Source organism: Polynucleobacter sp. SHI8 (assembly GCF_027944005.1).
In the GTDB taxonomy this organism is placed as follows: domain Bacteria; phylum Pseudomonadota; class Gammaproteobacteria; order Burkholderiales; family Burkholderiaceae; genus Polynucleobacter.
The window spans coordinates 1,677,540-1,688,286 of sequence record NZ_AP027204.1 but is presented as its reverse complement, the minus strand read 5'-3'; the positions used below and the strand labels follow the sequence as shown (position 1 = coordinate 1,688,286).

At 42.5% G+C, this 10,747-nt stretch carries 11 protein-coding genes and 1 tRNA gene; 9 read left to right on the top strand and 3 right to left on the bottom strand.

The genetic code is table 11. The annotated features are described in order from the left end of the window. Nucleotides 1-71: 71 nt before the first annotated feature. The 4 genes from QMN06_RS08465 to QMN06_RS08450 all read left to right on the top strand — a co-directional run bounded on the left by QMN06_RS08465 (nucleotide 72) and on the right by QMN06_RS08450 (nucleotide 4,261). On the top strand, nucleotides 72-1,004 hold the full coding sequence (locus QMN06_RS08465) for a YicC/YloC family endoribonuclease (RefSeq protein ID WP_281969687.1): 933 nt from the start codon (nucleotides 72-74) through the stop codon (nucleotides 1,002-1,004). Nucleotides 1,005-1,019: 15 nt separating this feature from the next. Then, nucleotides 1,020-1,646, top strand: a complete 627-nt coding sequence (gmk, locus tag QMN06_RS08460) for a guanylate kinase (RefSeq protein WP_281969686.1) — start codon at nucleotides 1,020-1,022, stop codon at nucleotides 1,644-1,646. 75 nt (nucleotides 1,647-1,721) lie between these two features. After that, complete coding sequence (gene rpoZ, locus QMN06_RS08455; protein WP_281969685.1) at nucleotides 1,722-1,925, top strand: DNA-directed RNA polymerase subunit omega; 204 nt, start codon at nucleotides 1,722-1,724, stop codon at nucleotides 1,923-1,925. Nucleotides 1,926-2,011: 86 nt separating this feature from the next. Beyond that, a complete protein-coding gene (locus QMN06_RS08450) occupies nucleotides 2,012-4,261 on the top strand; it encodes a bifunctional (p)ppGpp synthetase/guanosine-3',5'-bis(diphosphate) 3'-pyrophosphohydrolase (protein ID WP_281971755.1) in 2,250 nt (749 codons plus the stop codon). Between the two features lies 1 nt (nucleotide 4,262). Here QMN06_RS08450 and greB read toward each other — a convergent pair whose 3' ends face one another. Then, nucleotides 4,263-4,745, bottom strand: a complete 483-nt coding sequence (greB, locus tag QMN06_RS08445) for a transcription elongation factor GreB (RefSeq protein WP_281969684.1) — start codon at nucleotides 4,743-4,745, stop codon at nucleotides 4,263-4,265. 22 nt (nucleotides 4,746-4,767) lie between these two features. Between greB and QMN06_RS08440 the strand changes: the two genes are divergently transcribed. The 4 genes from QMN06_RS08440 to QMN06_RS08425 all read left to right on the top strand — a co-directional run bounded on the left by QMN06_RS08440 (nucleotide 4,768) and on the right by QMN06_RS08425 (nucleotide 7,109). Continuing rightward, a tRNA-Arg gene (locus QMN06_RS08440) sits at nucleotides 4,768-4,844 on the top strand. Between the two features lie 149 nt (nucleotides 4,845-4,993). Beyond that, complete coding sequence (locus tag QMN06_RS08435) at nucleotides 4,994-5,968, top strand: tripartite tricarboxylate transporter substrate binding protein (RefSeq protein WP_281969683.1); 975 nt, start codon at nucleotides 4,994-4,996, stop codon at nucleotides 5,966-5,968. Then, nucleotides 5,926-6,726, top strand: coding sequence for a hypothetical protein (locus QMN06_RS08430; protein ID WP_281969682.1), 801 nt, complete (start codon nucleotides 5,926-5,928; stop codon nucleotides 6,724-6,726). The genes QMN06_RS08435 and QMN06_RS08430 overlap by 43 nt, the downstream gene beginning before the upstream one ends. 107 nt (nucleotides 6,727-6,833) lie before the next feature. After that, on the top strand, nucleotides 6,834-7,109 hold the full coding sequence (locus QMN06_RS08425) for a hypothetical protein (RefSeq protein ID WP_281969681.1): 276 nt from the start codon (nucleotides 6,834-6,836) through the stop codon (nucleotides 7,107-7,109). Nucleotides 7,110-7,114: 5 nt separating this feature from the next. On the opposite strand, the gene QMN06_RS08420 is transcribed toward QMN06_RS08425, so the two are convergent. Then, a complete protein-coding gene (locus QMN06_RS08420) occupies nucleotides 7,115-8,380 on the bottom strand; it encodes an MFS transporter (RefSeq protein ID WP_281969680.1) in 1,266 nt (421 codons plus the stop codon). Nucleotides 8,381-8,494: 114 nt separating this feature from the next. On the opposite strand from QMN06_RS08420, the gene QMN06_RS08415 reads away from it, so the two are divergent. Continuing rightward, a complete protein-coding gene (locus QMN06_RS08415; RefSeq protein WP_281969679.1) occupies nucleotides 8,495-9,526 on the top strand; it encodes a DUF3298 domain-containing protein in 1,032 nt (343 codons plus the stop codon). Here the strand turns inward: QMN06_RS08415 and QMN06_RS08410 are convergent. Beyond that, nucleotides 9,523-10,743 carry an MFS transporter gene (locus tag QMN06_RS08410; RefSeq protein ID WP_281969678.1) on the bottom strand — a complete coding sequence of 407 codons (1,221 nt, stop codon included), beginning with the start codon at nucleotides 10,741-10,743 and terminating at the stop codon, nucleotides 9,523-9,525. The two genes, QMN06_RS08415 and QMN06_RS08410, sit on opposite strands and share 4 nt — an antisense overlap. Nucleotides 10,744-10,747 lie beyond the last annotated feature (4 nt).

The window sequence follows — 10,747 nt, the reverse complement described above, 5'->3', positions numbered from 1 at the left end:
AATTTCTAGTATTTTGCCTTTTATTTGGCACAAGCACATCAACACTTTACAATGTAAGCATGATATATAGCATGACGGGGTTTGGGGCACATCGTCAGCCCTTGAAAATTGACCAGCAAACCATTGCATTAGTTTATGTAGAGCTAAGGTCAATTAATTCGCGTTTTTTGGATTTGGTCTTTAGGACCCCTGATGAAGCTCGTATGGCGGAATCACAAATCAGAGAACATATCGCCAAACGCATTGCACGTGGGAAAATCGAGTGCCGGATTCATATTCAACGAGGTGGTGAGGCGGATCAACCTCAAGAAACGCATATTGACCACGACATCACCAAGCACTTTCATTTACCTGTATTGCAACAATTACAGCATTTGCAGGGCTATGTTAAACAAGATTTTCCCTTGGCAAGTCCTCTAACTGTCAAAGATATATTAACTTGGCCTGGAGTTATTCGGCAGGATGAAATTGGTTCCGAAGAGTTACAAGAAGTGATCTTAATGGCCACAAACCAGGCATTAGATTCTTTAATTACTAGTCGCATGACCGAAGGTGAGGCCTTAAAGCAGGTGATATTTGGTTGCCTAGAAAAAATGACGGCGATTGTTGCCGCCATTGAAATCAAGTTACCAGAGATTATTCAAGCTTATCAAGGTAAGCTGGAAGAGAAATTACTCGCGGTATTAGATGGCGTTGATCAACAAGGTCGATTAGTCTCAAAAGAAGAGTTGATTGAACGCATCAAACAAGAAGTCGTGATGTATGGAGTAAGAATTGATGTTGCAGAGGAGATTAATCGCTTAAAGACACATTTTGATGCCGTAAGGTCCGCTTTGGTAAAGGGTGGTCCTGTAGGAAAGCGCCTTGATTTTTTAATGCAAGAACTTCAACGCGAAAGTAATACATTAGGTGCAAAATCAGTTTCACAAGAAACAAGTGATGCTTCGATGGAGTTGAAGTTACTCGTAGAGCAGATTCGCGAACAGGTTCAAAATTTAGAGTAGTGGAAGGGGATTTAGATGATTTATAGTGGCAGTATGATTCTCGTAGTGGCACCATCCGGTGCTGGTAAATCATCTTTGGTATCTGCTTTGTTGACGACCGACCCAACCCTTTCCTTATCAGTATCCTTTACAACGCGTAGTCCACGACCTGGTGAAGTTGAGGGTGTTAATTATCACTTTATCTCAGAAAACGATTTTCTATCCCGAAAAGAACAGGGTGATTTTTTGGAGTGGGCTTATGTTCATGGTAATTATTACGGAACCTCACGCTCATGGATTATGGAAAAGATGGAACAAGGTCAAGATGTTATTCTTGAAATTGATTGGCAAGGAGCCCAGCAGATTCAAAAAATTGTGCCACAAGCGATTTGGGTTTTTATTTTGCCCCCATCGCTTAATACGCTTCAAGAGCGTCTTCGTAATCGTGGGCAAGATGATGAAGCAACCATTCAAAGACGCATCCAAGCAGCGCATGACGAGCTCAGTCATTTATCAGAAGCGAACTATTTAGTTGTGAATGATTTATTCCAGGCTGCTTTATTTGAGTTACGTCAAATTATTTCCGCTAGTCGTTTAAGAACGATTCCACAACTTCTCAGACACTCAAGTTTGATTGAAAATTTAACTAGTTCAGGGAAATAAGCACATTTTTGGGTTAGAATGGGGCATATGCGATTACATCCTTTGTAATCGAAACTAGAATTGAAAGTTCAAACTATGGCACGTATTACAGTAGAAGATTGTTTAAAGACTATTCCGAACCGTTTTGAAATGGTTCTCGCCGCCACTTATCGTGCGCGTCAATTGGTTCAAGGTCATACACCTCGTGTTGAGTCAAAAGATAAACCGACAGTTACCGCTTTGCGTGAAATTGCTGAAGGTATGACTGACAGAGATATGTTATCTAAAGTACCCTTATAAGGTAAGCTATGGTGGCCCGATCACCATCAACGTCTAGTAGCGACCTCATTCCTAGCAAATCTGATGCTAAGGTTATTATTGCTGCGATGCTAGAAAAGACCAGTAGGCATTTATTTGGTCCAACCTCAGCACCGGCTTCACCACCAAAACTGCAAGTAGTGAGTTTGTCTGTTCTAACAGACAAACTCAGTTATTTAAAATCTTCAGAACTTAAGTTAGTTAAAAAAGCGTTTCATTTTGCTGATGAGGCACACCTTGGTCAGTACCGTCAAAGTGGTGAGCCATACATTACGCACCCCTTAGCGGTCGCCGAACTTTGTGCTGAATGGCGTTTGGATGTGAATTCCATTATGTCGGCCTTACTGCATGATGTGATTGAAGATGCTGGGCATACCCATGCTGAACTCATTGAAGCTTTTGGCCCTAAGGTAGGAGAGCTTGTCGATGGCTTAACGAAGTTAGATAAGCTCGAGTTTCAGAGTCACGCACAAGCCCAAGCGGAGAGTTTTCGGAAGATGTTTATGGCAATGGCACGAGATATTCGGGTCATACTCGTGAAGTTAGCTGACCGAACGCACAACATGCGAACTTTAGATGGTGTGCGGCAAGATAAGCGTAAAAGGATTGCTATTGAGACCAATGAGATATATGCGCCGATTGCGCATCGTCTTGGTTTAAATATGATTTATCGTGAATTAGAGGACCTGAGTTTTAAAAATACTTGGCCTATGCGTTATCGTGCTTTAGATAAATCGGTCAAAAAAGTACGAGGTAACCGAAAAGAAATCGTTGGCAAAATTTTGGAAGATGTGCGGCGTCATTTTGCCAAAGTTGGGCTAGAAATTGATATTCGAGGTCGAGAAAAAAGTTTGGCTAGTATTTATCACAAAATGCGTACCAAGCATTTAAGCTTTAATGAGGTCCTTGATGTATATGGCTTTCGTGTTTTGGTAAAGACGAATGATGAATGTTATCGTGCCTTAGGTGTGTTGCACTCGATGTACAAACCCATGCCAGGAAAAGTAAAAGACTACATTGCGATTCCTAAATTAAATGGTTACCAGTCACTTCACTCAACCATGGTTGGACCTGTTGGGATGCCGATTGAGTTTCAAATCAGAACTATTTTGATGGATCAAGTTGCTGATGCAGGAGTGGCTGCACACTGGGTATATAAAGACGGCAAAGAAGAAATGAGTGATGTGCAAAAACGTGCTCATCAATGGTTGCAGTCATTAATTGATTTAGAAGACGCCAGTCATGATCCACAGGAATTTTTAGAGCACGTCAAAATTGATTTATTCCCTGACTCGGTGTATATCTTTACGCCCAAAGGACATATTCGTGCATTACCACGGGGTGCAACAGCACTAGATTTTGCTTATTCGGTGCATAGTGACTTAGGCAATAGTTGTGTAGCGGTTCGAGTGAATGGCAATCAGTTGCCGCTGCGTACAGAAATTAAAAATGGCGATATTGTCGAGGTGATTACCTCTCCCAACTCCAACCCCAATCCTACTTGGTTGACATTTATTAAAACAGGTCGGGCACGAGCAGCTATTCGTCACGCATTAAAGACTAAAGGTTTAGATGAGTCCTTACAGCTTGGAGAGCGCCTCTTATTGCAGGCAATCCGTCAAGAAGATGTTGATGTTGGTTTAGTAAGTGATTTAGTTTGGGATAAGATTTTGCATTGGACAGGAGCAAAATCCCGTCAAGAAATCATGACAGATATTGCCCTTGGGCGAAGATCAGCAGCTGTACTAGCCAAGCGGATAGAAATCTTTGTCAGTGAAACACATGGCCATGAGCAGTTGCGGTTAGATGATCAGGTATGGCAGGATAAATCGGAAAAAGTGTTACCAGTAAAACATTCTAGGCAGACTTTAGTGGTGGACGGATCAGAGGGAATGTCGGTGATTTATTCAACATGTTGCCATCCTATTCCTGGCGACACTATCATTGGTTATTTAGGTAAAAGTGAAGGTTTGCAAATCCATATTCATGATTGTGCCCATGTCGTTCGGATTCACAGAAAAGATCCAGAAAACTGGGTCGAAGTCAATTGGGCTGCAGAAATTCATAAAGAATTCGAGATCCCACTCAAAGTTGATATTAAAAATTCGAAGGGTGTATTAGCCAAGGTTGCCAGTAGCATTACTGCCGCGGATGCCAATATCACTCACGTAGGTATGGAAAATACCAATTCAGAATTAGCGGCGACGATTCGCTTTGGAGTTCAAGTCAAAGATCGTGATCACTTAGCTCGCGTGATGCGAAGTTTACGCGCTAATATTGATGTTGTTCGTGCCGTAAGAACAAAAACACACCATTAATTCACAAAGCCTTATACGCCACATTTAGTATTTCAATGACCTCTATGCCATTGGGCGTGAGCAATTCTATTTCGTCACCAATACGCTTTTTTATCATGGCAGTAGCGATTGGCGAGATCCAGCTCACAAAGCCATCGCCATCACCAATTTCATCGACCCCAACAATACTTAATTGTTGTTCAATACCAGCACCATCGAGATAGGTGACCGTAGCACCAAAAAAGATTTGATCCGTACTTTCTCGCGTCGCAGGATCGACTACTTCGGCAAATTCTAGACGTTTATTTAAAAAACGGATTCGACGATCGATTTCACGGAGTCTTTTTTTACCGTAAATATAGTCTCCGTTCTCAGAGCGATCGCCATTACTAGCCGCCCAATGGACTATTTTTACAATTTCTGGACGTTCAATATCTAGTAGATGGAGTAATTCATCTTTTAATCTTTGGTGTCCAGTTGGAGTAATGTAGTTTTTTGTATTCATTTATGGCATAATACTATGCTGCGCGGCTGTAGCTCAGCTGGATAGAGTACTTGGCTACGAACCAAGGGGTCGTGGGTTCAATTCCTGCCAGCCGCACCATTATTTGATTGAAAGCCAAGGGGTTACAAATATCTTTGTAACCCCTTTTCTTCACATATTTTAATTACCTATGGCGCAATAAATCTGCGATTACTCGTGGTTATAATCAATTAATTAAAAATTAAAAATGATTATTCCGTAAAGGAGACATGGTGAATGCCTTTAAGCGTCTTTCTTTGACACTTCTCATGATGTGTTTGATAGGGCCTACAAATGCTGCAGATATTTACCCCAGTAAGCTCATTAAATTGGTCGTTCCTTACCCAGCTGGTGGTGGTGCAGACGCTTTTTCTAGACCTCTTGCACAACAACTTTCAACCCGCCTCGGCCAATCAGTGGTTGTCGAAAATCGAGGGGGCGCAGGCGGTAACATTAGCATGGAGTCTGTGGCGAGGGCGCCAAGCGATGGATATACCTTGATGTTGGCGTTAACGCCTCAGCTAGCCATTAACGGCGCTTTATATGAAAAAATTCCATTTGATCCGATTAAAAGTTTTACCCCAATTTCTTTGATTGCAGAAGGACCTTATTTATTATTAGTTAATCCGAGTTTACCGGTTAATAATTTAAAAGAGTTTTTAGCATTAGCAAAATCTGAGAATGGTAATTTAACGTACGCAACCTCGGGCAGTGGCAGTGGCGGTCATATGGCTGCAGAGTTACTCATTAACATGACAAATATCCCCATGACACATGTCCCATACAAAGGAGGCGGTCCAGCGATATCGGATGTTTTAGGCGGACATGTGAAAGTTATCTTTGCGCCAGCGGCAAGTACGATTCAGTATATACAAGCAGGGCGACTGCGCGCTATTGCCATAACCGGTGAAAAGCGTTTATCCAGCATACCCAATGTGCCAACCATGGCTGAGGCCGGAGTACCCGGTTATGAATCAACTGTTTGGTATGCTCTACTGGCACCAGTCAATACACCCAAAGATATCGTGAACCGACTCAATGCTGAGTTATTACAAATTTTAAAAGACCCATCTTTTAAAACGATGATGACTAACAATGGAATGGAGCCTATTGGAAGCACACCTGAAGCATTAACTATTTATATTCAAAAGGAGATTGTCAAATGGACCAAAGTCGTCAAGAGCGCAGGACTCAAAGCGGAATGAATCCAATTGCTCCGTGGTATCAATTAGGTTACATCATTCCTCACCGCTACACAGATTTAGACTCTTATCAATTTTATCGAGTAGCACCAGAAGGTATGATGTTGGTAACAACGGGCCTTAATTTAGGTGAGTATACCTTGGAGTCTGTAGAGTCTCAAATGCCTGCTTTTTATTCTGCTTTAGATTTATTGGCGCATAAACCCGTCGACAGAATTTCTTTAAGTGGCGTACCTGTTGCTGCTGCATTAGGGCGTAAACGTATGTTGGCCTTATTAGAAGAAGCTCGGACTAGAACAGGGATGGAATGTGATACTGATGCCGAGGCCCATATTGCCACGTTAAAACATCTCGGGGCTAGTAAGATTGCAATTGCGTCTCGATGGTCTGAATCTGTAAATGCTGGATTAACGACCTATTTAGCAGATGCAGGTATTGAAGTCTTGACTTGTAAATCACGCGGTAGAAACTTATCACAGAATAAATCAGCCAATCCATTGGCGGATCATGAACTTGCACTCGAGCTCGGGAGAGAAGCTTTAAGAGCAGCACCGCAAGCACAAGCACTTTTAATGCCAGGTGGATTATGGTTTGCAATCCATGCAGTGCCAATTTTGGAAGCTGAGTTTGGCATACCTGTTCTTTTAAATATTTTAAGCACGACTTGTAGCGCATTACGTGCTTATGCCCAAAATACTCATGTAATACCTCCCAAAGCTGATACTCATTGGGGAATGGTTTTAGCTAGCGCCAAAGACTAAAGAAAACGATTTGGAGTACAGCATTTTCTGAAATATCTGACAGTGTGTGAACTTGTCTTCGAGGGCCCCCCAATTGAAAATACATGATTATTTTCAATTGGCCTTTTATGAAAACTAGTTCTGCACTTAGATCAACTAAACCTCTGATTGAGTTGGACGATTTAGCTTGGCAGGTCCATTCCTTTGAGAAAAAAAAGCGGCGCTTATATCGTAAGATGATGCAGGTTCAGCATCAAACGCAACTTGAGCAAATTAAACTTAAAAGTCGACAATCCACCAGACGCGATTGGATGATTTTTTGTATTTCTTGTATCTTCACTACGGCAAGTATTGCTTGGATTGTGTTTCAGAGTTGGTTGGAGCTTTGCATTTTGCAGAGTTGAAGATTTTAGGCTGCCACAGGAACTTTAGCAGTAACTGATGTGGCTGGTGGTTTTGCATTTCGCACGCGCAATAAGAGGAATACCACGATGGCGATATTCATCAGATTCCAGGCAATCCCATTGATAAATGCAGCGTGATAAGAGCCAGTTAAGTCAAATACTTTTCCGGATAGCCAACCACCTAGAGCCATACCAATCATCGTGGACATAATGCAAAGGCCAACGCGCTTACTTAAATCTTGAATCGGAAAATACTCCCGCACAATAATGGCATAGGCAGGAATGATACCCCCTTGAAATAAGCCAAACAAAGCAGCGATGATGTAAAGAGAGATGAGACTTTCAAATGGCAAAAATAATAAGAGGGCAATACCTTGTAAAACAGATCCGAGTAATAGGGTTTTAAGACCCCCAATGCGGTCACAAATCAACCCAGAAATTAATCGACTCGCCACACCACAGGCGAGCATTAACGAGAGCATTTCAGCGCCCCTAGCGGCATTAAAGCCAAGGTCAGTGCAGTAAGCAACGATATGGACTTGAGGCATTGACATCGCTACGCAGCAACCAACACCAGCGACACATAAAAGCGCTTGTGCGAAAGGAATCGGCAAGTTAAATGGTTTGTCGCGATTAGGGGCTGTCATATTGATTACGGTTGAAGCTTGGCCCACTGGTGGGCGTTGGCGTAATAGAAGAGCTAATAAGAACATACCAATTCCGCAAATCAGACCCATCGCAATATAGGTATTTCTCCAACCATAATGTTCAATGCCATATTGGACAATGGGTGGCCAAATCGTGCCAGCTAAGTAATTACCACTGGAACATACACCAACAGCAATTCCGCGGTATTTACTCCACCACATGGACGTGTCAGCCATTAGAGGGGCAAAGGTTGCCGATGCGCCAAAAAAACCCAATAAAAAGCCATGACACATACCAAAAATGATGATGTTTGGCGCGAGTCCAGAGAGCACATAGCCTAACCCGACAGAAACGGCACCAACAAGAAGGGCGCTCGACACCCCAAAACGGTCAGTTACCTTACCCATGAGGATACTGCCTAGCCCGAGGCCCATCATCATGGCCGTATATGGCAATGAAACGGCTGACCGACTGACGCCGAATTCAGCTTGCACAGCAGGCAAAAAAACAGCGACCGCGTACATGGAGCTTGTACCAAGAGTCATGAGTAAAACGGCAATACAAAGTCGTTTTGCCGCAGTTCTGGAATCTATGAGGTCATGATGGGCAGCAGCTGAAGTCATAAGAGTATTTTTAAAAGATGTTAGAAGATTAGCACAACTCGAGGTAAGCTTTATATTGTTTAAGACTGACCTAGAAAACAGATACAATTTTGACACTTAGTAACAAAGCCAAACATGTTCAAAAAATATCAAATATATTTATGTCTCCTTGCCGTGATTCTGCTGCCACAAGTAGGGTGGTGTGCAAGTTTTGACTGCAATTCCAAGTCTTTAACTGCAATTGATCAATTCATTTGTCGCAATGCCAATATATCGACGTTAGATGAGCGTATGGCGAAGGTGTATGCAGAAAACTATAAAAAACTTTCGCCTGCCAATCGTGTGAGTTATTTAAATAGTCAGCGTGATTGGCTCAAATATTGGCCTCAGGCATGTTTGAAGAGAAAAGAAGACAAAATGGATTCTGAGCAATTTCTGGAATGTGCAGAAATGATGTATGACAAACGGTTGGATATTCTTGCAATCAATCAGATGAAAAATCAATGGCCAGTATTTAATGTGGCTAAATACAGCGTTGTCAAAGCAGATAAGAATCAGGTTCCAGATTGGGTCAAAATGGTCGATCATTCATTGATTTACCCGCAAATTGAGATCTCTGAACTGCAAGCAGCCGATGCGGTGCTCGCCAATAAAATCAACACTTGGATTGTGTCAACTAGCAAAAAATTAGGCTTAAAAAACCGTATGAGCTTAAATGAAAACTTTATGGATAGCTTTTTGGATATGGCGTTGGAGGAAGTTAGTCCAGATATCCTTCGACTAAGAACCTTATATTACTTCAATGGTTTTGGAGCGCACGGCAATAGTGTGATGAACCATGAACACTTCATCTTATCTCAGTCAAGAGAGTTGCTTGCGGGGGATTTACTCAAAGGGGAATGGCAAAGTATGGTTGCCGAGGATGTGTATCAAAAAATTCTAATCCAAGAAGCTGGAATGGTTTTAGTGGAGTCACCGAAGCAAGTCGTGGGAAGTGTTTCAAGAGTTCAGACCTGGGATATGAATAAAGAGGGATTTGGTTTTCAGTTTAGCCCTTATGAGCTCACCGCTTATGCTGCCGGAGCGCCACAAGTAATTGTCGAGTGGGAAAAAATGCGACCCTATTTAACGGACTACGCGAAATCCCAGCTACCTCTCCTGTACTAAGATGCTATTTGAGAGTTACCGACTTGAACCAGTTTTTCTTGAATCGGCAAATGAATCAAGGCTGCAAAAACTGCCAGCATGATATCCATATACCAAACGAGGTTATAGTTTCCAAAGTTTTGGAAGACTTGACCACCTAAATAGGCTCCCAAGAAACCACCAATTTGGTGAGTAAATAAAACAATCCCAAACAACGTACCCATAAAGCTGCGACCAAACATCTTAGCGACCAAGCCTGCCGTCGGGGGAACGGTAGATAAATAGGTTAAACCCAAAGTGGCGGCAAAGAGTAAGACCGTAAGTTCAGTCTTAGGTCCCAAAATAAAAAGAATGACAATGATTCCACGCGCCGCATAAATATAACTAAGAAGATGTTTCATCGGCATTTTGGTAGTCAGCCATCCAGCCGCTAAGCTGCCCACAATATTAAATAGCCCAATGGTTGCCAATGCCCATCCTGTGAATGTGGGTGGCAGCCCACATAAATCAATCACACCAGGCATATGCGTAGCAATAAAAGCAACGTGAAAGCCACATACAAAAAAGCCAGCATTGAGCATCAAATAGCTCGGCGTTCTAAAAGCCAGAGCGATACTTTGTTGAAGATTGAGCGGTGGGGGACTGTTTACGTCAACGATAGGAGTGGATTTTTTACCCCGCAAGAGCAGTGATAATGGGACTGTCACTAAACAAAAAAGTGCCAGATAGGTTAGGCCATTTTCCCATCCAGTATGAACAATGAGCCAGCCTGCTAGCGGTGCCATGATGAATTGACCGATGGAGCCACCTGCATTGACTAAACCAGCATATAGACCCCCAGTCCCCGGTGGGACGAAGCGATTAACTGCTGACATGAGAACAGAATTACCAGCAAAGCCAGCACCACCTGCAGATAAAATACCAATTGTTACAATGAGCTCAAATTGAGTTGAAGCATATGGTATGAGAAGAGTGCCTGTGACACACATCGCGATACCAATCAGTAGTGCTTTTTCTATACCATATTTATCGGAAATTGCACCAGCAAATGGCTGAAAAGCTCCCCAGGCTAATTGACCGCAGGCAAACGCCAGACTGACTGCGACAATACCAAGACCCGAATGATTATTGATGGAACTAAAAAACATTGGGACTGATTGACGTATCCCAAAAATAAGAGCAAAGATTGCCACCGCAGCGGCAACCTGAATCAGGTAAGGCTTTCTTGTTAATAGCAAAAGA

Coding starts and splice junctions, on each gene's coding strand:
- QMN06_RS08465 (WP_281969687.1), top strand. CDS start 72: ATGACGGGGTTTGGGGCACATCGTCAGCCCTTGAAAATTGACCAGCAA.
- gmk (WP_281969686.1), top strand. CDS start 1,020: ATGATTTATAGTGGCAGTATGATTCTCGTAGTGGCACCATCCGGTGCT.
- rpoZ (WP_281969685.1), top strand. CDS start 1,722: ATGGCACGTATTACAGTAGAAGATTGTTTAAAGACTATTCCGAACCGT.
- QMN06_RS08450 (WP_281971755.1), top strand. CDS start 2,012: ATGCTAGAAAAGACCAGTAGGCATTTATTTGGTCCAACCTCAGCACCG.
- greB (WP_281969684.1), bottom strand. CDS start 4,745: ATGAATACAAAAAACTACATTACTCCAACTGGACACCAAAGATTAAAA.
- QMN06_RS08435 (WP_281969683.1), top strand. CDS start 4,994: ATGGTGAATGCCTTTAAGCGTCTTTCTTTGACACTTCTCATGATGTGT.
- QMN06_RS08430 (WP_281969682.1), top strand. CDS start 5,926: ATGGACCAAAGTCGTCAAGAGCGCAGGACTCAAAGCGGAATGAATCCA.
- QMN06_RS08425 (WP_281969681.1), top strand. CDS start 6,834: ATGAAAACTAGTTCTGCACTTAGATCAACTAAACCTCTGATTGAGTTG.
- QMN06_RS08420 (WP_281969680.1), bottom strand. CDS start 8,380: ATGACTTCAGCTGCTGCCCATCATGACCTCATAGATTCCAGAACTGCG.
- QMN06_RS08415 (WP_281969679.1), top strand. CDS start 8,495: ATGTTCAAAAAATATCAAATATATTTATGTCTCCTTGCCGTGATTCTG.